At 65.0% G+C, this 19,675-nt stretch carries 17 protein-coding genes; 4 read left to right on the top strand and 13 right to left on the bottom strand.

What is annotated here, in order from left to right; genetic code table 11:
• Together pcaD and V6K52_RS03915 are read right to left on the bottom strand one after the other, a co-directional pair.
• A complete protein-coding gene (gene pcaD, locus V6K52_RS03920; protein ID WP_353952598.1) occupies positions 1–777 on the bottom strand; it encodes a 3-oxoadipate enol-lactonase in 777 nt (258 codons plus the stop codon).
• Entirely contained in the window at positions 774–1,991 is a 1,218-nt protein-coding gene (locus tag V6K52_RS03915) for an acetyl-CoA C-acetyltransferase (RefSeq protein WP_353952597.1), read from the bottom strand. The genes pcaD and V6K52_RS03915 overlap by 4 nt, the downstream gene beginning before the upstream one ends.
• Before the next feature lie 77 nt (positions 1,992–2,068).
• Between V6K52_RS03915 and V6K52_RS03910 the strand changes: the two genes are divergently transcribed.
• On the top strand, positions 2,069–2,962 hold the full coding sequence (locus V6K52_RS03910; protein ID WP_353952596.1) for a LysR substrate-binding domain-containing protein: 894 nt from the start codon (positions 2,069–2,071) through the stop codon (positions 2,960–2,962).
• Between the two features lie 953 nt (positions 2,963–3,915).
• Here the strand turns inward: V6K52_RS03910 and V6K52_RS03905 are convergent.
• The 11 genes from V6K52_RS03905 to V6K52_RS03855 all read right to left on the bottom strand — a co-directional run bounded on the left by V6K52_RS03905 (position 3,916) and on the right by V6K52_RS03855 (position 17,121).
• Entirely contained in the window at positions 3,916–5,421 is a 1,506-nt protein-coding gene (locus V6K52_RS03905) for a CoA-acylating methylmalonate-semialdehyde dehydrogenase (RefSeq protein WP_353952595.1), read from the bottom strand.
• A 129-nt stretch (positions 5,422–5,550) separates the two neighbouring features.
• Entirely contained in the window at positions 5,551–6,327 is a 777-nt protein-coding gene (locus tag V6K52_RS03900) for a DeoR/GlpR family DNA-binding transcription regulator (RefSeq protein WP_353952594.1), read from the bottom strand.
• Between the two features lie 47 nt (positions 6,328–6,374).
• Complete coding sequence (locus tag V6K52_RS03895; RefSeq protein WP_353952593.1) at positions 6,375–7,427, bottom strand: zinc-binding dehydrogenase; 1,053 nt, start codon at positions 7,425–7,427, stop codon at positions 6,375–6,377.
• Positions 7,424–8,125 carry an orotidine 5'-phosphate decarboxylase / HUMPS family protein gene (locus V6K52_RS03890; protein ID WP_353952592.1) on the bottom strand — a complete coding sequence of 234 codons (702 nt, stop codon included), beginning with the start codon at positions 8,123–8,125 and terminating at the stop codon, positions 7,424–7,426. Before V6K52_RS03890 ends, V6K52_RS03895 begins: the two co-directional genes overlap by 4 nt.
• Before the next feature lie 2 nt (positions 8,126–8,127).
• A complete protein-coding gene (locus V6K52_RS03885) occupies positions 8,128–9,300 on the bottom strand; it encodes an aminopeptidase (RefSeq protein ID WP_353952591.1) in 1,173 nt (390 codons plus the stop codon).
• Entirely contained in the window at positions 9,297–10,859 is a 1,563-nt protein-coding gene (locus tag V6K52_RS03880) for an FGGY family carbohydrate kinase (RefSeq protein ID WP_353952590.1), read from the bottom strand. The genes V6K52_RS03885 and V6K52_RS03880 overlap by 4 nt, the downstream gene beginning before the upstream one ends.
• Positions 10,856–11,689: a BtpA/SgcQ family protein gene (locus V6K52_RS03875; RefSeq protein WP_353952589.1), complete on the bottom strand. Its 834-nt coding sequence runs from the start codon at positions 11,687–11,689 to the stop codon at positions 10,856–10,858. Before V6K52_RS03875 ends, V6K52_RS03880 begins: the two co-directional genes overlap by 4 nt.
• A gap of 14 nt (positions 11,690–11,703) precedes the next feature.
• Positions 11,704–12,651, bottom strand: coding sequence for a sugar ABC transporter permease (locus tag V6K52_RS03870; protein ID WP_353952588.1), 948 nt, complete (start codon positions 12,649–12,651; stop codon positions 11,704–11,706).
• The gene (locus tag V6K52_RS03865) at positions 12,648–13,850 is read right to left on the bottom strand and encodes a sugar ABC transporter substrate-binding protein (RefSeq protein WP_353952587.1); all 1,203 of its coding nucleotides are present in this window, start codon (positions 13,848–13,850) and stop codon (positions 12,648–12,650) included. Before V6K52_RS03865 ends, V6K52_RS03870 begins: the two co-directional genes overlap by 4 nt.
• 140 nt (positions 13,851–13,990) lie before the next feature.
• Positions 13,991–14,857 carry a carbohydrate ABC transporter permease gene (locus V6K52_RS03860; protein WP_353952586.1) on the bottom strand — a complete coding sequence of 289 codons (867 nt, stop codon included), beginning with the start codon at positions 14,855–14,857 and terminating at the stop codon, positions 13,991–13,993.
• Positions 14,858–16,074: 1,217 nt separating this feature from the next.
• Entirely contained in the window at positions 16,075–17,121 is a 1,047-nt protein-coding gene (locus V6K52_RS03855) for a helix-turn-helix domain-containing protein (RefSeq protein ID WP_353952585.1), read from the bottom strand.
• Positions 17,122–17,227: 106 nt separating this feature from the next.
• Between V6K52_RS03855 and V6K52_RS03850 the strand changes: the two genes are divergently transcribed.
• The 3 genes from V6K52_RS03850 (at position 17,228) to V6K52_RS03840 (ending at position 19,669) form a co-directional block, all read left to right on the top strand.
• A complete protein-coding gene (locus tag V6K52_RS03850) occupies positions 17,228–17,857 on the top strand; it encodes a DJ-1/PfpI family protein (RefSeq protein ID WP_353952584.1) in 630 nt (209 codons plus the stop codon).
• A 142-nt stretch (positions 17,858–17,999) separates the two neighbouring features.
• Positions 18,000–19,121: a serine hydrolase domain-containing protein gene (locus tag V6K52_RS03845; protein ID WP_353952583.1), complete on the top strand. Its 1,122-nt coding sequence runs from the start codon at positions 18,000–18,002 to the stop codon at positions 19,119–19,121.
• Positions 19,118–19,669, top strand: a complete 552-nt coding sequence (locus V6K52_RS03840; protein ID WP_353952582.1) for a hypothetical protein — start codon at positions 19,118–19,120, stop codon at positions 19,667–19,669. Before V6K52_RS03845 ends, V6K52_RS03840 begins: the two co-directional genes overlap by 4 nt.
• The last annotated feature ends 6 nt before the right edge of the window (positions 19,670–19,675 follow it).

Raw genomic sequence — 19,675 nt, 5'->3', positions numbered from 1 at the left:
TCATGAGGACACTCCCGTCAGGTGGACGATGATCGCCGGGGTGATGGTCTCCGGCTGCTCGGCGTTGGCGAGGTGCGCGGACTCGGGCACGACGAGGAGATGACCGTCCTGGACGTTCTCGGCGATCTCCTCGAGGAAGGACGAAGGGGTGGCCGGGTCGTCGGCTCCCGCGATGGCGAGCGTCGGCGCGGTGATGGTCGGCAGGTCGGCGCGCAGGTCCATGGCTGCGATGACCTCGCAGCAGGAGGCATAACCCTCGGCTGGGGTTGCGCCCACCATCGCCTCGCAGGCGGCTCTGGTGTCCGGGTTCGATGCAAGGTATGCCGCGGTGAACCAGCGCGCGACGACGGCTTGGGCCACGGCTTGCGTGCCCATTTCACGCACCAGGGCAGCCCGGTCGCGCCAGGCGCTGGAGGGATCGAGCTTGGCTCCGGTGCACAGTACGACGAGTCGGTCGACGCGTTCCGGGTTGCGGGCAGCCAGGCGCATACCGGTCATCCCGCCGAGCGAGAGGCCGACGAAGTGAGCCTTCCCGATGCCCAGGGTGTCGAGGAGGGCGACGACGTCGTTGGCAACGTCATCGATGTCATAGGGCCCGGTCGGCACAGGCGATTGACCGTGCCCTCTCGTGTCGTAGCGCACGACGCGGAAGTGCTCGGCCAGCGCATCGGCCTGGGCGTCCCACATGGCCATGGTCGAGCCGAGGGAGTTGGACAGGACGACGACGGGCGCATCCGCACGACCAGTGACGACGTGGTGGACGGCGACGGCTGTCATGACGCGACCCTCTCGAAGACGGCGGCAAGGCCCTGTCCACCACCGATGCACATGGTCTCGAGGCCGTAGCGGGATTCGCGGCGCTGCATCTCGTGGGCGAGCGTGGCCAGGATCCGGGCGCCGGTCGCACCGACCGGGTGGCCCAGCGAGATACCGGAACCGTTGGGGTTGAGGCGTTCGTCGGTCGCGTCGACCTTCCATTCGCGCAGGACTGCGAGGACCTGTGCGGCGAACGCCTCGTTGAGCTCGATGAGGTCGATCTGATCGAGGGTGAGGCCCGCGCGCTCGAGGGCTGCAGCCGTGGCCGGCACCGGTCCGATGCCCATCACCTCGGGGCCGACTCCAGCCACGGCCCACGACTTCAGGGCGAGCAGGGGCCGCAGACCACGACGATCGGCCTCCTCGCGGGTGGTGACGACGCACATGGCGGCCCCGTCGTTCTGGCCGCTCGCGTTGCCAGCCGTGACGGTCGACTCGGAATCACGTTCTTGGCGGACCGGTCGCAGGACGGCGAGCTGCTCAAGAGTGGTCTCGGGACGTGGGTGCTCATCGCGATCGACCACGACATCGGGCTTGCCGCGACGGCCGGGGATGGTGAGCGGCAGGAGCTCGTCGGCGAACTTGCCGGCGTCGTGGGCGGCACCGGCGCGCTGCTGGGAGCGCACTGAGAACTCGTCCTGCTCCACGCGAGAGATCGCGTACTCGCGGCGCAGGTTCTCTGCGGTCTCGAGCATGCCTCCGGGCACGGGGTGGTCCCGGCCACCAGCAGTCTCGCGGGCCCGGACCAGGCGGTCCATGAGCTCGACGCCACCGCTGCGTAAGCCGGTCCGCAGGCCGAGCGCGTAGTGCTCGACGTTGGACATGGATTCAACACCGCCAGCCACGATGACACTGCCAGCGCCGCTCGCGATCTGCGACGCGGCATACAGGACGGCTTGAAGGCCCGACCCGCAACGGCGGTCGATCTGGAGTCCTGGGACACCCACGCCGAGACCTGCGTCGAGGGCGGCGATGCGCCCGATGGCCGGGTTCTCGCCGCTGGGGTTGCAGTTGCCCAGGATCACGTCGTCAACGTCGCCCTCCCCCATCCCGGTCCGACGCATCAGCTCCGACAGGGTGTGCGACGCGAGGTCGACGGCGCTGAGCGTGGACAGCGCCCCGCCAAAGCGACCTACGGGAGTGCGGACCGGTTCACAGATCACAATGTCAGGCATGGGTCGACCGTAGGTGAGGCCACCAATATTGAGAAGTATCTATTTCGCTCGGATCAAGACTGTGGAAGTCTTGATAGATGGAACTCCGACACTTGCGCTACTTCCAGGCCGTCGCCCAGGAGAAGCATTTTGGTCGCGCGGCTGTCCGGTTGCACATGGCACAACCTCCCCTGTCCCAGCAGATCAAGCAGCTCGAGGACGAGCTCGGGGTGTTGCTGCTGAGCCGCACCACCCGCCGCGTCGACCTGACCCCGGCGGGCGAGGCGTACCTCGCGCGCGTCCGGGCAATCCTCCAGTCCGTCGAAGCGGCAGGGGACGAGGCCAAGCGCATCGGCAGTGGGCTTGAGGGACGGCTGGTCGTGGGGTGCGTCGGCTCTGCGACGTACTCCCTGCTCCCGTCGCTCGCACGAGCACTGCGAGAGCAGCTGCCCGACGTGGACTTCGCGTTCCAGGGGGAGATGCTCAGCCCCGACCAGGTCGCTGCCCTCCGCGATGGGTCGATCGACCTCGCACTGCTGCGGCCGTCCGGCGACCCGGCCGACCAGACCGACCTGACGCTGCTCACCTTGCGCGACGAGAAGTACGTCGTCGCACTGCCCGAGGGCCACCGGCTCGCGGCGCGCAGTCGGCTACGGATGGCCGACCTTCGCGACGAGGACCTCATCGTGCACTCCGGGCACGGGCGCTCGGCGATGTACGACGCAGTGGTCGAGTTGTGCCGCGACGCGGGCTTCGAGCCGGTGATCCGGCACGAGGTCGCGGAGACCTCGACGCTGGTGACGTTCGTCGCCGCCGGGCTCGGGGTGGCCATCGTCCCCGAGCCGGTCTCCGCGCTCGTGGTGGCCGGAACGACCTACCGGCCGTTGGCGAACTCAGCCCGGATGCAGCTCGTCGCGGCGACCCGCGTCGACGACGACTCGGCCCTATTGGCCCGCACCCTACTGGTGCTCCGTCGGCAGGTCACGGCCTGAACGGCGGCGCGCGAGAGGCGCCACGGCAGACGCCACGCTTGTCAGGCGACACTCAGCCGACGGTACGTCCGACGTCGAACGGTGCACGCCGGGAACGTACCGTCGCGGCCGCCACGACCGTGATGACAGATCACGCGGGACCTACGCCTGTATGGCCGGAGGCAGGGCTAACCTTCACACCCCCGCTGGTTGTGCACCATGGCCCTGCTGGGCGCAGGTCGTTCATGGCTGAGACCGTTCATGCGCTCGCGGGATGTCTGGGGGGTCTCGCCTGCTCGGTCGAGGGTTGCCGCAGCACGGGCGGCAGACGTGCTGGTGTCCACGGCTCGCTGCCTTGCTGCTTGAGTGCGCCTCTGATCGGGTTTGGGAGGGCGACTTGCCGGTTGCCGACGACGTCGTTGGCGTCGACTACGGCCGCGATTGGGTCGGCTCTGTTTTGTGGTCGGTGTGAGTCCAGTTCGGTGGACATGGTCAAGGCCGCCCGGGCACCGACCGTGATTGTGGTGTCGTCGGTGGCCGCGAGCAGGCCGTGTGCCAGGTCGACTGACCCGGAGATGGTTGGCCCTGTTGTCGGTGTGGATGTACGCCACGAGGCTCGTCTCCTCGAGCGCGCGCTCAGCAGTTTCGCCTCCGACCTGACTGGTGACGGCCGACCAGGTCATTGCTGAAGGCGAACCATTACCTTGCAGGCGTAACGCAACGCCACCACGTCCACTGGGGCACTTCGTGGTCAATCCAGGTCCAAGCTGCAACGGCGGCGACGCCCTCGAAGGACCGCCGCTCCTCTGAAAGGCTGGCCGCGATCACGGCCCGGCCATCGCGATCGCACCGGGAGCTACCTCTCCTAGGGCAGCGGGACCGACGGCTCGCTGCCGGGCGGGGGCAAGGCGTCATCTTTGGGCATGACCGCAGCGAGCGGTCGCCGCAATCATGCACGCAGATGGCGCCCCTAACTAGGCGTTTTGCGGGAACCCGAGCTCTATGCCGCCCTGGCTGGGATCGAGCCAGCGGGACGTGACGACCTTGCCGCGCGTGAAGAAGTTCACGCCCTCCATGCCGTGCGCGTGGGAGTCGCCGAACAGGGAACTCTTCCACCCGCCGAAGGAGTAGTAGGCCATCGGCACGGGGATCGGCACGTTGACACCGACCATCCCGACCTCGACCTCGTTCTGGAAACGGCGCGCCGCCCCGCCGTCATTCGTGAAGATCGCGGTGCCGTTGCCGTAGGGATTGTCGCTGATGAGCTTCAGGCCCTCGTCATAGGAACCGACGCGAACGACGGAGAGCACGGGCCCGAAGATCTCGTCTTGGTAGATCGACATGTCCTTCGTGACGTTGTCAAAAAGAGTCGGTTGCAGGAAGTACCCTTCGCCGGCGGAGTCGACGTTGCCTTCGCGGCCGTCGACGACAAGCGTCGCCCCGGCCTGCGTACCGGCGTCAAGATACGAGGTGACTTTGTCTCGGTGCTGCGCGGTGACCAGCGGGCCCATGTCGCAGCCTCGTGTGCCGTCACCCGTGACGAGCTTGCCCATTCGGTCGGTGATCTTGCTGACCAGATCGTCGCCGACCGGCTCGACCGCGACCAGGGCCGAGATGGCCATGCACCGCTCGCCCGCGGAGCCGAAGCCCGCGTTTATCGCGGCGTCGGCGGCGAGCTCAAGGTCGGCATCGGGCAGCACGAGCATGTGGTTCTTCGCGCCGCCCAGGGCCTGCACCCGCTTGCCGTGCGCGGTGCCCGTCTCGTAGACGTACTGCGCGATGGGGGTGGACCCGACGAACGACACTGCCTTGACGTCGGGGTGGGTCAGCAGGGCGTCGACGGCCTCCTTGTCGCCGTGCACGACGTTGAGCACCCCGTCGGGCAGCCCAGCCTCCTTCCACAACGCGGCGACGGCGTTGACGGCCGAGGGGTCCTTCTCGCTGGGCTTGATGACCACCGCGTTTCCGCAGGCGATCGCGATCGGCACGAACCATAACGGCACCATCGCCGGAAAGTTGAATGGGGTGATGACCGCGACCACGCCCAGGGACTGCCGGATCGAGTACACGTCGACCCTCGTGGACACGTTCTCGGAGAACCCTCCCTTGAGCAGGTGCGGGATGCCGCAGGCGAACTCAGCGACCTCCAGGCCACGGGTGACCTCACCGACCGCGTCGGAGAGGACCTTGCCGTGCTCGGCAGTGATCAATGCCCCGATCTCGTCCTTGCGCTCGTTGAGCAGCTCACGGAACCGGAAGAGCACCTGGGTGCGCTTGGTCAGCGAGATGCTGCCCCAGCCGGAGGCCCAGGCCGTGCGGGCAGCGGCAACAACCTCGTCGACGAGCTCCGCCGACGCGAGGTCGAGCTCACCGGTTTGCTCACCCGTCGCGGGGTTGAACACGGGGCTCGTGCGCTGCGCCGCGCCCTCCCACGGGGCGCCGTTGATGAGGTGGGTGATGCGGGTCGGGGTCGTGCTCACAGGAATTGTCCTAACTCTGGGGTGTTCAGGGATTGGGCTGCAACTCGTTGGCGCGGTTGCGGCACCTCCACGTGCCGGCCCCACGCAGCGAACAAGTCGTTCCTCGCTGAAAGGCGACGCTTTAGGTAGTTAGGCGACCATGCGCACTTCGACACCGAGCTCACGGATAGCACTGACGGTCTTGGGGTCCGCTTCGGTATCCGTAATAAGTAGATCGATCTCTTCCACGTCGGCAACATGGGCGAAACGCTGCACATCGAGTTTCGTGCTATCCGCGAGTACGACGCGCCGCCGGGCAGTTTGGATCATGACGCGTTTGATTTCCGCGGTATCGAGGTTGAAGTCGGTGAGACCCGCGCCAGGACTTAACCCGGCAACGCCGAGGAAAGCCGTGTCCAAGCGCGTTCGACGCAGCTGCTGAATCGCTCCCTCGCCATACATTGAAGTCTCTCCGGGGCGTACGACCCCACCCGCAACAATAAGCCGGTGTGGCGTGCGAAGTTCCTCAGACATTGAAACCGCCCACGCAGTCCGCAAGTTGGCGGTGACGATGGTGAGTTCCGCTATTGAGACGAGGTGCTCAACCATACCCAGCACCGTCGAGCCGACGTCGAGCGCGATCGCGTCGCCGTCCTTGACGAGGCTCGCGGCTTCCGCAGCGATAGCCGACTTCGCGGCCGCCGCCAGTTCCTCGCGCACATGGAAGGGTCGTTCCGCAAAGCGGCCGGCTGAACGGAGAACCGCTCCGTGGACACGCTCAACGTGCCCGGCCAGTGCTAAGGAGCTCACGTCACGACGGGTGGTGATCTCCGACGAATCGAGGCGACGAGCCAATTCAGCCACGTCGATCCGCCCCTCTTCCTCCAAGAAGCGAAGGATCTGCGCATGTCGTTCACTCTTGCTCATCTTTCACGTCCCCTTTCGCTAGGGCGAGGTATCGACTCTCGATGTACTTATCTCGAGGGCTGGATGAACAACTTCACAATGCCAGATGTGGGGTCGGCGAGCCAGCCCAAGGCGTCCTCCGCGTTCGCAAGACCGGCTGTTGCGCGTGGCATGGCTGATAGGTCGATTGTGCCGTCTGCCAGCGCTCGGATGGCCGGACCGGTTTCGTCGTTGGCGCCCGTGCACCCGATGAGCTCAAGTTCCCGATGCAATATCCGCAAGAGTGGCAGTTCGACCACGCTCGTAATCGCACCAAAAAACATTACCTTCCCCCGCTTGCGCGCGAGTTCAAGTGCTTGCTGGTAGGTCGCCGATACGCCTACCGACTCGATGACGACATCCGCGCCGACACCGTCGGTCAAGCTGGCGACAACCGCTTCAAGCTCACCGGGGATATAGGCGTCGACGACGTTACTCGCGCCCATGGCGGTCGCGATGTCACGCTTGGTGGCTGAAGGTTCAGCAACGACTATCCGCATTACGCCGCGAGCGCGAAGGCACTGGATCATGCACAGACCGAGGGGGCCGGCGCCGATGATGACAACGAGATCCTCGGGTGACACTTTGGCGCGATCAATGACATGCCAAGCGTTGGAGAGCGGCTCAACCAGTGCCGCATCTTCCGGCCCGACCGCGGCTGGAACCGCGTGTACGAGTTTCGCGTCCACTGCGATCACCTGCTGAAAGCCACCCTGCTCAAAGCCGCGCAAGCTGGATCCCAGAACACGTTTGTGCTCACAGATGGAGATCCACCCCTTGAGGCAAGCGACGCACTCGCCACACACCACCTGCGGGTCGATCGTGACGAGCGTGCCGGCAGTTGGACCGGTGACTCCCTCGCCGAGAGCTTCGACGTGCCCACTGATCTCGTGACCCATGGCCAAGCCGTCCTCGCGGGCGGTAGACGAGGCATCGAGGAAGCCGTGTAGATCGGAACCGCAGACTCCGACGTGGCTGACCCGCACGGTGATCTGCCCTGGCGCCGCGATGGGCTCGGGCACCTCCTCGACTGACAGGTGTTTGACGCGGTTTGCGTCGCGGCGGATGACGGCGATTCTCATACGAACTTTCCTTCGGGGGCCGGCTTGGAGTCACCGCGGGGTCGGAAGGCGTGCACGGCGTCTATGTAGTCGCGCAACACCCCGTCGACGTCCTGCGCGGAGATCAGCGGTTCGCCTTGGACGATGATCGATGCACCCGCTTCGACTGCTGCGCGCGCCTCTTCGACGTCATAAGCGGCGAAACTCACTGGGACTGAGACGGCGTTCACGACCTTTCGAAGGAGGTCGATGGCATGCTCATCCCCTCCGAGACGTTTTTGATCGACTCCGATGTGCACCATGACGTAAGGGGCGCCACGTGCTTCCGTGCGCCGGGCTTGCGCGACGGGGTCGGCGACGTTGAAGAGGTCCACTGTCACGTCGACGCCCGCCTCTCGGCCAAGCGTGATGGCCTCGTCCACAGTTGCCTCTGGGGACAATGCACTGACGGTGACGTTCCGTGCGTTGAGTCCCTTTGCTGCCTCGACGTATCGGCGCGACCCGGCTATGACCATGAGGTCGATTAGCCAGTATGCGTCCGGGACGCTTTGAATGAGCTCGCGCGCCCCGGCGAGCCCGTTGAACTCGATGAATGGTTTACCTACCTCCAACCAGTCGGCTCCCGCCTCCATGGCGGAGTGCGCCAGCGCAATGGCCCGCGCTGGTTCCGTCACGTCGATGGCGATCTGGACAATGGGAGCAGCAATATGAGGGTTCATCTTTAAGTCCTCGCGTAGTGGGGGGAGGAGAGTTTCGGCAGAAGGGCTAAAGGGTCGAGGTGGTCGACAAGAGCACCCACTGGCGCTCCTTGATGTAGAACCGGGACGCCGTCGATGAGGAGGTTACCGCCGCCTCGTCCTGCACCATCGGGCCTAAGGTCCTTGACCAAGTCCCAATGCAGGCTGGACTTGTTGACGCCGCCGCACTGGGGGTAGGCCCGGCCCAAGGCGATGTGAACTGTTCCTAGGATCTTCTCGTCGACAAAGAGGTCGCCCACCATAGTTTGTATGAGGTGATTGACCCCGACGCCGAGTTCTCCAATACGACAGGCACCTTGGTCCGCCGTTACCAAGCCTCGAGCAACTTCTTCGCCGGCCCGGGCGTAAACGTCGACGCATGCTCCTGCTTCGAAGGTGAGTCGCAAGTCGGTGAAGGTCGTATCGGCGAAGGCGAAGGTTCCAGGAAAGGTGATATAGCCGTGAACGCCGTCCTCGACCGGTGCGCTAGCCAGCTCTCCGTCCGGAAAGTTTGACTCGCCAGCGAAGACGGCCCACGTGCGCCCCGCAACGGAGAGGGTGAGGTCGGTGTCCTCGGAGATGATCTGCACCGTGCGTGCTTCAGTGAAAGCCTGGGCTAGGCCCTCCCATCGGCGTCGCTGGGCGGGCCAGTCCATCAGGCAGCCCTTAATGTTCTCTGCAATGAACTGTGCTTCGGGGACGCCGGCCCACAGGGCCCATTCCGAGGTAGGAACCCGCACGATGGCCCACCGGGATTGCTGCCACCTCAACGACGAGATGTCACCCTTGGCCAGACGTTGCAGCACGCGGCGCCGGGCATCATCGGAGGCCGTACGCCCGGTGGCAGGTGGGGTGGCTTCAGGGGGCACCATCGCTCTGAGAGCCACGTAGACGTCCGCCCACTCCAAGGCCGCGGCCTCAAGGGGCCCAGGAGTGCGCAACGTTTCGTCATCGGCGTGGATAAAGGCTGACCGTTCAAAGCTATCGGTCACAAGCACGACCTGTGGCAATGCACCGCGACGGTGCACCTCCTCCACAAGCGCATCGCACAGAGGCATCGCCGACGTGTCGGTGAGCGTGACGGCAACATGCGTTCCGCGCTCAACGGTTAGACCCTCGCAGATGGCACTGGCAAGATCAGACCAGGTGGGGATCACGAGACAACCTCTTTGGTGTCGGCCGTTGAATAAGCTCGATGCTCGCGTACGGCGCGCATCGCCGCATATATCTCTCGTTGGCCCTCGAGCCCAGGGCGTAGCACCGCGGCCCGGTCGGGATCAGGACGCAGGATCAGTGCCGGCCGGACCCAATCCCGTGAGACGTCGAGGCCCACGGACCCGTGAGCTGCCGCAGCCAGCATCGCGCCACCGAAGGCCGCGCCGACTCCGGGGGCGATTGTTCTCTGCATCAGTCCGGTGAGGTCTGAGACCGTTTGCAGCCAAATCAGGCTCTGAGTGCCTCCCCCGACCGCGGTCACTGCACGAGGCGCCGATCGTTCATTGGATGGAGAGCACCCCTCGGCAGCTTCCAGGACCGCGAGGATTCCCAAGGCCATGGAGGTCGCTACGCCCTCGATGGCGGCTCGGGCGACATGGGACCGGTCGTGATCGAGCGCGAGCCCGGCAATGACGCCGCGAGCATTCGGATCTTCGAACGGCGTCCGCTCACCAGCGAGATGAGGCAACACCGTCACGCCACCGGAACCCACATCCGCCTGGGCCGCGAGTTCCTCGAGCTGGACCCAGTCTGGGTTTCCTTGAGCGTCAGTGATTCCGAGCAGTTCGGTTGCCCATCGGACGAATGCTCCGGCTGTGCTGGTGCCGCCTGCGAGGATCCAGTGGCCGGGCTCAACGCCGGGCGCGCAGTAGAGTCCGGTCGCCGGCCGCGGCTGTTGCGTAGGTGCGATGAAGAACCCGGATGAGCCGTACATGCACATGAGGTCGTCTGAGCCATGCACCCCCGAGGCCACGGCGTCCGCAACCGCGTCGGCGGTCCCCACCGCGACGACGACGTTTGATGGCAACCCGAAGGTTGCCGCCACCTGTGGGAGCAGGGTGCCAGCGGGCTCGCCACTCCAAGCCAGTTCGGGCAGCTGCGCGAGATGCACGAGGTCACCGCAGCCGGAGACGTCCCACCGGTGCTCGGTGAGCCGGTAGAAGGGATGAAAGTAGGCCGCGGTGGCATGGTCGACCACTGCACGTCCGGTGAGGCGCAGAACCAGAAATGACTGACAGGTCAGGAACCAGCGAGCCTTGGCGTGCACATCCGGTTCGTGACGCGCAAGCCACGCGATCTTTGGCCCCGCCGACTGCGCCGTAAGGTCATTGCCACACCGTTGACGAACGGCGTCGGCGCCAAACCGCTGCGTCAATTCCTCGACCTCGCGCCAGGCGCGGGTATCTACGCCGTACAGGATCGCGGGGCGCAACGGGATGCCTTGCTCGTCCACGGGCAGAACACACGGACCGATTCCGCTGCAGCACAGGGCAACTACTTGTGAGGCATCTACCTCCGGGTTGCCCAAGAGCTCGCCCAGCACGGCAACAAAGCCTTCCCACCAGTCCTCCTCGGGATCGTGCTCTACGTGCCCGGGTGCAGGGGTTCGAACCCGGTGCGCGCAACTCGCAAAGGCCAGAACCGATCCATCGGACCCCGTGGCCACGCCCTTGGTCTCGGAGGTGCCCACGTCGATTCCGATATAGACCGGAGTGCTCATCCAACCTTCCCAACGGGAACGGGCGAGGCCGGTGTTCGTGCGCGGCTCACGGCGGCCATCAATTTCTCAACTCGCTTCGGGTCCACGGGATTTGCGAAGAGGCCATCTCGCTTGAGGAAGGTCCCGACGATGGCCGCGTCAGCGACAGAGAGAAGGTCGGCAATGGTTGTGTCTTTGACACCGGTATTAACGACTACAGGCGTGCCAGGCACCGCCTCTTTGACTGTGCGAAGGCTGTCGGTATCGGTGGTAGCTCCTGCGGTCAGACCCGAAACGCAAAGGCCGTCAGGGCGGGCGTTGAAAACCGTTGACTTGGCGATGGCAGCGAGGTCGCGCGAGGCGAGGTAAGTCGCTGCCTCAGGGACGATGTTGAAAAGCATGCGCACGTCTTCGGCGCCGACACGGCTCCGGTGTCGAGCGACCTCACCGATATTGGTATCCCAGATTCCAAAGTCGCTCGCGTATACACCGGTGAATATCTCGCGAACGAAGGACGCACCTGTGGCAACGGCCAGGTCGATCGACGCGCGACCGTCCCAGAGCACGTTGACCCCGAACGGCACGGTGATGTCGGTCATGACCTCGCCAATAATGCGAGCCATGGCGGCGGCGGTGATCGGCTCTGTTTTCGTCAGGTAGGGCAGCGAGAACTCGTTGGAGATAAGAATGGCGTCGATGCCACCTTCTTGGAGTGCAAGAACCTCCCGGCGGGCGTAGTCCACGATGTCTCGCATGCCTTGGCGGCTGCTGTAGTGCGGGTCGCCTGGCAGGGCCGGCAGATGGCACATACCAATGATTGGCTTGTCTACCGCGAACAGGTCATTCCACATGGATTCTCCTTGGATCATTTGGCAGAGCCGGTCGTAGGGTCAATGGCTCGCAGTAGCAGTGATGAGATGGCGATGATCAGGGCGAGCATGACGACAGCGATAGCTGCTCCCTTGCCGACGTCGAGGTAGGTGAACGCGTAGGCAAAGGCGTGCAAGTCGAGCGTCTCGGTCGAGTTGCCTGGGCCGCCGCCGGTCATTACGTAGATCGTGTCGAACCGTTTAATGGCATCCATGGTCCGGAAGAGCGTTGCGAGGATGATCATCGGCTTGATGATGGGCAAGATGATCCAGCGCAGCATCTGCCAAGGGCTAACACCGTCGACCCTCGCGGCCTCGCTGATTTCTTGAGGGATCGCCTGCAGGGCGGCGAGCAGGATGATGACCACAAAGGGGGTTGAGAGCCACAGATCAGTCCCGATCACGGAGGGCATGGCGAGGGCGGGATCGCCGAGAAAGTCGATAGGACCGATACCGATCACAGCCAGCATGCGGTTGACGGGTCCATTGTCCGTCTGCAGCAGCACTCTCCACATAAGCCCGACGACTACGGGCGCGCACATCATCGGTACTAGGTAAAGGGCGCGCGCGAGTCCTACGCCACGGAACTGCCGTGAAAACAGCAGGGCTATGCCCAAGCCGAAGATGATCTGGAGAATCACCGTGCCCGAGACTTGGTATGCCGTCAGGCCGGCCGCCTTCCAGAAGGCGGCGTCCCCCATCAGCGCCGTGAAGTTGCTCAGCCCGATGAAGTCCGGCGGGACCGGTGAGGCGCGGTTCCATTCCTGCATCGACGTCCAGATCAGCGATACCAGGGGTACGGCAGTGAGGAGGAAAAGGATCAGGAAGGGGGGGACGATGAGCAGATAGAACGCTCCGTCGCCGTCGGTCGCCTGGCGGACGCGACTGAGACGGCTGGGCCGACCCGTCGGGTCAGCCTGGCGACCGAGCGGCGTGGCCGTCACTTGGAGATGCCCTTGACTTGGTCGCTGGCGGCCTTCATTGTCTTAGCTGCGTCGCGAGTGCTGGTGAGCCCTTGACTAAGGCTCAAGGCGAGGGCGCCACGGATCTGCGGTCCCTCCGGGATGTTAGGCGTGTAGGCGGGGTTGGTGTGCGCGATGGCCTCGGTGAGGGCAGCGACGAACTCAGGGTTAAGAGCCTTCTTCACGTCGGCGTCCTCGAGCACGTCGGTGCGGCCCGTCGACCCGTTGGTGCCTGACACAACCTGTGCCACCCCAGTTTCCTTCGAGGTCAGGAACTCGATCAGTTCGAAGCTATCGGTGGGGTCTTGGGTGGCCTTGGCGATCGAGAATCCCCAGACCGCGCCCACGTTGTAGTCGTCTCCACCCTTGCCAGTCAAAGCCTGGTAGCCCACCTTGCCGGCGACCTTGGATCCGTCACCTTCGAGTGCCGGGCCAAGCTGCGCGGCATCGATCCACATCGATGCTCTTCCGTCCTGCATGGCCTTCTGAGCCTCAGCGAACGTGTAGTTCGCTGCGCCATCCGGCCCGAATTCGCCGAGGAGCTTGAAGTAGGCCTCAGTAGCCTTTATGGCTGGTGCCTCGGTGAGGACGGCAGCGTCCTGCTGGACAGTTCCCTTGGCGTTCTCGGGCCAGCGGCCGCCCTCGAGGAACCACAGCATGAGCCAACTGAACGAGTTCTCGTTGCCCTCGCGCGAGCCCCGGGCGACAAACGGCGTAACCTTGGAGGCCTGCTTAAGTTTGGCAGCTGCAGCAACGACTTCGTCGAGGGTCTTGGGGGGGTTCGCAGCGTCGAGGCCGGCCTTTGTCAGGTGGTCCTTGTTGTAGAAGAGCATATCTGCGCCCACCTGGTAGGGCATTGCGTAACTCTTGTCGCTGATCTTGAGGTTCTGTATGAGTGTCTCGGGGAACCCCGCTGTGTAGGCCTCGTCGGACTTGGCAACGAGGTCATCCAGCGGCTGCAACCACCCGGAGGAGACAAGGGTGCCAAGGTTCTTGGCACCGGTCATCACGACGTCGTACTGCGCTTGGTTGCCGGACATCGCCGTGGCGAGCTTGGCGTCGAGGCCGGACTCAGGGACGATCTCGACACTGACGTCGATCCCGCTGGAACGCTCGAACTCGGGAATGAGAGTTGACTGCAACTCTTTCGTGGACGGCTGATCCACTAAGAGCAGGCTCACGCGACCGCCTTTTGTGTCGGAGTCATTCTCTGCGCCACCCCCCGCCACGCCGGAGCAGGCCGCTAGAAGTGTCAACGGCAGAGCAGCCGCTGCGAGGGTGAACAACCGCGGGGACGTCGTTGTCATTGGTCGAGCTCCTTTTACTTGACAGCCCCGTGCGTGAGTCCACGCACAAGGCCTTTCTGGGCGAGGGCGGTAAACAGCAGTGCGGGAAGTAGAACCAGCACGGCACCGGCGCAGAGAAGCCCGGTTTCGATGCCAGCCGAGGAAACGTAGCCCTGCAGGGCAAGAGAGGCCGTTTTTGTGGTGCGTCCGGCGATGACGAGGGGGTAGAAGAATTCGTTCCATGACGCGATGAAGGAGAAGATCGCGACGGTGGCGATGCCGGGTCGAGCTGCAGGAAGCACGACAGAGAAGAGGGCGCGAATTCGACTGCAGCCATCGATGCGAGCTGCCTCTTCGAGCTCGACCGGGATGCTTTGAAAGAAGCCCGCCATCAGCCAAGTTGCGAAGGGCAACGTGACAGTGAGGTAGACAAGGACGAGGGCTGGGTAGGTGTCGAGCAACTGCAGCTTCTGCATCATGAGGAAGAACGGCAACGCGAACCCCATCGGCGGCGCCATACGAACAAGGACGATCCAGATGCCCATCCACCGGGTCGACCGGGTCCGGGTGCGCGCGAGCGTGTACCCACTCGTCACCCCGAACGCGACCGTGAAAAGGGTCGTTGACAGTGAGACAACCAAGCTGTTGACGTATGTAGCGAGGAAGTCTCCGGTGCCGAGAACCTCGCGAAAGTTGGCCAAGGAGGCACCCGGGTTGCCGCCAGTCAGCGCTGTACTAACCAGCCAGACCAGCGGCGTCAGGGTCAACAGAACGATGACCCAAGCCAAGACACCCCACAGGCCAGGCATGCTCGAGGGCCACGTCGGGCGGCCGGACAGGCCCACGGCACGGCCTGGCTGTCCGGCCGTACGTGGGATCTGTGTAGTCGTCATCGAACTCATAGGAACACAGTAGCGACTGAAAGATCGTTCGGTCAAGAGAAATGATCAGATCATCACTATTACCCTCTCTGTCGGCGGACTACCTGTCACACCTCGTCACTCACACGCCGCGACGACTCACTGAGACTCGACTGCGCCCGGGTCAGACCTCGGGCGGCTCGGTAGCCCAGCGCTTCGCGCGCTGTCGGATGTGGCGGCGTTTCCTGCTCTCGGTTCCGTCCTAGGTCTTGAAGAGGGTCAGGACGCTGGCGGCGACCGTGCAGCCTTCCTTGCACCCAGCCGTTGCGACGGAGCGCACTGCCGAGGTTCTTGCCGCGCATCGACTAAGCGGCGTTACAACCCCCTAAGTCGCCATGCTTCATTGCGACCGGACGGGTCGACCTACCGGGACCGTGCACGCACCGGCTGCGGCATTTTCGACCGAGGGGTAGTGATCCTGTGCTCGCGTGGTGAGGTGGACGTGGCCGGGCTGGGCAGCCACGAGTCGTAGACCTCAGCCAAACTCCACAACGCCCGCCGTAAGGCGCCCCGGCCGGGCGCAGTCGAATTGAGATCAGGCCACCGGTCTACCGGCCGACTTTGGACAAGAACTGGGGTGAAAGGGCGAGTGGCAACTCAGCCTCACGGGACCGCGTCGACGTAGGTCAGCGCGCCCTTTCGGGAATCGAAGGGCAACACCGCCGAACGCGCGTCGAGATCGCGCAAGTTCGGGTTCGTTCCACCGCGGCACCCCGGGGACGCGCTTGGACCATCGGTGATGTCGATCATTATGGGCGGATGTCTCTTGGTCAGAAGAAATCGAGAGCTAAGTGGCGCAACTGCTTCATGGACGCGTGCGAGCTTGGGATGTAGCCGACTCCCGTGCGGGCCCTCACGGCCTCCGCTCGCCGCAGCCGTGTTCAGGGCGACGATTCCCAGGATCCACGCCTCGGCAAGGACGGATGACGGTAGTCGGTGAACCATAGGGATGCGAGGACGAGCCCGGCGACCACAAGAAGGACTAGCGCCAACGCTGGGAGCACGCTCACGACGTGTAGCGGCTGGCCCCGTGACAACGACACGGAGTGTGGGTCCTCAGACTCCCCCTCCCCGCCTTGTGGAGTCGGGGCTCGCACTCGGCCTGCAGTGTCTGCGCTTTGCCCCATTACATGGCAGCGTCCATGACCCGAGCCTTCCGTGTGTTAGCAGACGACATCAGCGAAACCACTGCATGTGCCCTACTGCTGTGCGGTCTTGGCCCGCTCGTCTGCAGGATTGGTCCGGAGACCTTGGTCTCCGCGGAAGTGGTGGCGATGTTCGCCGGGGGTGGTGTTGAGCCGCCTACGAAAGGCCCGGTTCATGGTTTCGGGTGTGCCGAAACCGCAAGTCTTCGCGATCTGTTCGATGGTTCTGTTGGTGCTCTCGAGGAGCCGGCATGCGGAGTCGAGCCGGACCGCTTCGACGTGGTCCGCTGCGGTGGCTCCCACCTCGGCCTTAAACACACGGGTGAACTGCCGTTCGGAGAGGTTGATCTGCCGGGCGAGCGCTGCGATGGAAAGGTCGTCGGTGAGGTGGTCTCGCAGCCAGGCCAACAGGTCGCGAACCGGTTCGGTGGCAGCTGCCTGTCCCGCAAGAAGCGCGGAGAACTGAGCCTGACCCCCGGTGCGCTGGAGGTAGACGACTAGCTGACGCGCGACGGTGGCGGCGGCCTGACGTCCGTGGTCGTCGGCGACCAGCGCGAGGGCTAGGTCGATGCCGGCCGTGACTCCTGCGGAGGTCCACACGTTGCCATCGTTGACGTAGATGGCGTCGGGGTCGACGGTCACGTCGGTGTAGGTGCTTTCGAGGAGCCCACAGTCCGCCCAGTGCGTGGTGGCACGTCGTCCATTGAGGAGCCCGGCTGCAGCCAGGAGGAACGCGCCGGAACACACAGAAGTTACGCGCCGTGCGTTACCGGCGAGTCGTCGGATTTGGTCGAGCAGTTCGGTATCCGCGACGGCCGTGTCGATGCCGGCGCCACCGGCCACCAACAGCGTGTCGATTGGTTCGGTGACGTTACTGACCGCTGAGGACGTGAACTCAAGTCCGCAGCTGGCGACGACGGGGCCGCCACCGTTCGTCACGACCTGGGTGCGGTAGCGAACCGAGGGCAGGAAGCGGGAGGCGTGGGAGAAGACCTCCAGTGGCCCGGTGACATCGAGAATCTGCCCCGACTCGAAGGTCACGATGACCACGCGCCGCTCGGTGAATGGCTCGAGGCACGCCTCGCTCGAGGGTGCTGCCATCGCCTCGGTCATTGCGTGTCCATGCGTCGACGGTACGCCGGGGCAGGGCCGTCATCGTCAAGGATGTGTCCTTGTGGCTCGACCGGCGCGGCCACACGCTGAATTCATGAAGATTGCCTACCTGCTCTACCCTCGGTTCACCGCGCTGGACGTGGTGGGCACCTTCCAGGTTCTGGCCGCCGCACCGGGCATCCAGAGCGTGTTCGTGGCCACCTCCGCCGGCCCCGTCATCGACGACACCGGGCTCTGCCCGCTCCAAGCGTCCGCGCGCCTTGGTGATGTCCAGTCCGCCGACGTGGTCATCGTCCCCGGCAGCGACTGTTCGTGCGACCCTGACCCCGCGCTGGTCGACTGGCTCCGCATGGTGCACCCGTCGACGACGTGGACGCTCAGTGTCGGTACCGGGTCCAGCTACCTCGCGGCCGCGGGCGCGCTGCATGGCGGCACGGCCGCCACGCACTGGGCGTCAGCGCAGCGCCTGAACGACGCGGGCGTCACCTACAGCGCGCAGCGGGTCGTGCAGAACGGGAAGGTCCTGACCTCGGCCGGTGCCTCTGCCGGCATCGACCTGGCCCTGACCCTCCTGGGCCTCAGCCACGGCCCGGCTGTCGCCCAAGCCGTGCAGCTCGCCCTCGAGTACGACCCTCAACCCCCCTTCGATGCCGGCTCTCCGGCGAAGGCGCCCGCCGACATCGGCGAGCTCGTCCGTTCCTACTACGCACAGAGGTGCAGCTGATGTCCCCCATCGACAACCATCCCTTCGCAGCGTTCCAGATCTCGGTCCGACGCCAGTTGCTGCCATCGCTACCGGTTCGTCAGACGTCACCGACCCCGCGGGCTCTTGTCGCGGTCGCTTCCGCGGCAGAACGGACGAACCGATGAGCACCGGCGGAGACGGCCCCACCGGTCACGACCCTCACGTCGCTCCAAGCGCGGGGTGGCACCCCAACCCAGCCCGCGTCGTGGTCGCAACCATCATGGGGGTGCTGGTCGCACTCCTGGGCCTCGCATTCATGCCGCGGGTACCCTCCCTGTCGACGCAGGTGACCGGGGACCAGGACCTGGCGGCCCAAAGTCTTCCCCATCTGGGGGGCGCCCTGGACGTGGTGAGCATCGCCACCGTCGACGCCGGCACGATCCGCTATGCCGGTTTCGGCGCCGACGAAACCACCGTCTACGAGATCGGTTCAGTCACCAAGACGTTCACCTCCGCCGCGCTGGCAGACGCCATCTCACGCGGGGAGGTCACGGCAGACACCAAGCTGGGTGACCTGTTGCCGGTGCGCGGGACTCCCGTCGAGGACGTGACACTGGCAGAGCTCGCCAGCCACCGCTCCGGGCTTCCTCGCGTGGGGACAAGCCCCACGGTTCCCGAGAACCTGCGGTTGCTGACCCACCGAGATGCTTTCACGCAGAATCTCCCGGACCTGCTCGACGTGGCCCGCTCGGCGCGACTGACCAACCGGGGGCGCTACGCGTATTCCAATCTGGGAACCGCCCTGCTCGGCGAGGGCCTGGCCTCAGTGGCCAACACCGATTATCGCCAGCTGATGCAGCAGCGCATTTTCGGGCCGCTCGGCATGAGCAGCACGACTGTTCCCATCACGGGTAGCGACCTGCCGGCAGATGCGTCGGAGGGTTACGGCGCAGACGGGCAACCTCACAAGGCGTCGGTCACGCACGCATGGGCGCCAGCGGGAGGGATGCGCTCGACCGTGGCAGACATGACGGCGTACGCGACGGCGCTCCTGAACGGCAGCGCACCGGGCATGGCCGCCCTCACCCCGCGATGGGACCAAGGACACGGCACCCGGGTGGGCTACGCCTGGAACACCATGCAGCTGGACGCAAAGACCGTGACCTTTCACGGCGGCGCCACAGGGGGTTTCTGCGCGACGATCGCGCTTGACCGGGCCAACCATCGAGCGGTGATCATCCTGTCCAATACCAGAGCGCCGGTCGAGGACGCCGCACTCACTCTCCTCGGAGGCATGTCATGACCTACATCGTTCTCGCCACCACTGCCTCTTTGGCACTGCACGCTCCGTTGGGCATGGCCATCGGATTCGTGGCTGCCCTGATCACGGCTCTCGCGCAGTCCCACGGCACCATGCCGGAGCGGGCGCGCCAAATACTCCGGGTGGACTACCTGAGGGCGATGACCACGTTCGCCGTCGTTGCGCTGGTCACCGACGCTCTGGACGACTGGAAGATCGCCGCCATCGCTTGGCTCGTCGCCGCGTTCGCGACGGGAGCCTGGAGGACCCACGGCCCGCTCGCCGCCAAGAGCCGCTGGGCGCTGCTCAGTCGCTTCGGCGGAGCCGCGGCAGGCCTGGCCATGGCGTGGCTCAACATGAACTGGGTCACCACACCGCTGGCAGTGTGGTTCCTCCTGGTTGCACTGGTGAGCGCCGGCGCGCTCAAAGCAGCGTTGCGCTGGCCCGACCTGCCGTGGATCGAGCACGCCCTCCCGGCCTCCGCGCGCCCAACTGGCGCCCTCGCAAGCCTGCTCATGTCCGCCCTGATCGTAGGCGCGAGCATCGTCTGATTCCAG

The organism is Knoellia sp. S7-12 (assembly GCF_040518285.1).
Classification (GTDB): domain Bacteria; phylum Actinomycetota; class Actinomycetes; order Actinomycetales; family Dermatophilaceae; genus Knoellia.
Note: the sequence above shows the minus strand (reverse complement) of the source record. Positions and strands in the feature narration are given on the sequence as shown.

Coding starts and splice junctions, on each gene's coding strand:
- pcaD (WP_353952598.1), bottom strand. CDS start 777: ATGACAGCCGTCGCCGTCCACCACGTCGTCACTGGTCGTGCGGATGCG.
- V6K52_RS03915 (WP_353952597.1), bottom strand. CDS start 1,991: ATGCCTGACATTGTGATCTGTGAACCGGTCCGCACTCCCGTAGGTCGC.
- V6K52_RS03910 (WP_353952596.1), top strand. CDS start 2,069: ATGGAACTCCGACACTTGCGCTACTTCCAGGCCGTCGCCCAGGAGAAG.
- V6K52_RS03900 (WP_353952594.1), bottom strand. CDS start 6,327: ATGAGCAAGAGTGAACGACATGCGCAGATCCTTCGCTTCTTGGAGGAA.
- V6K52_RS03895 (WP_353952593.1), bottom strand. CDS start 7,427: ATGAGAATCGCCGTCATCCGCCGCGACGCAAACCGCGTCAAACACCTG.
- V6K52_RS03890 (WP_353952592.1), bottom strand. CDS start 8,125: ATGAACCCTCATATTGCTGCTCCCATTGTCCAGATCGCCATCGACGTG.
- V6K52_RS03880 (WP_353952590.1), bottom strand. CDS start 10,859: ATGAGCACTCCGGTCTATATCGGAATCGACGTGGGCACCTCCGAGACC.
- V6K52_RS03875 (WP_353952589.1), bottom strand. CDS start 11,689: ATGTGGAATGACCTGTTCGCGGTAGACAAGCCAATCATTGGTATGTGC.
- V6K52_RS03860 (WP_353952586.1), bottom strand. CDS start 14,857: ATGAGTTCGATGACGACTACACAGATCCCACGTACGGCCGGACAGCCA.
- V6K52_RS03855 (WP_353952585.1), bottom strand. CDS start 17,121: ATGGCAGCACCCTCGAGCGAGGCGTGCCTCGAGCCATTCACCGAGCGG.
- V6K52_RS03850 (WP_353952584.1), top strand. CDS start 17,228: ATGAAGATTGCCTACCTGCTCTACCCTCGGTTCACCGCGCTGGACGTG.
- V6K52_RS03845 (WP_353952583.1), top strand. CDS start 18,000: ATGAGCACCGGCGGAGACGGCCCCACCGGTCACGACCCTCACGTCGCT.
- V6K52_RS03840 (WP_353952582.1), top strand. CDS start 19,118: ATGACCTACATCGTTCTCGCCACCACTGCCTCTTTGGCACTGCACGCT.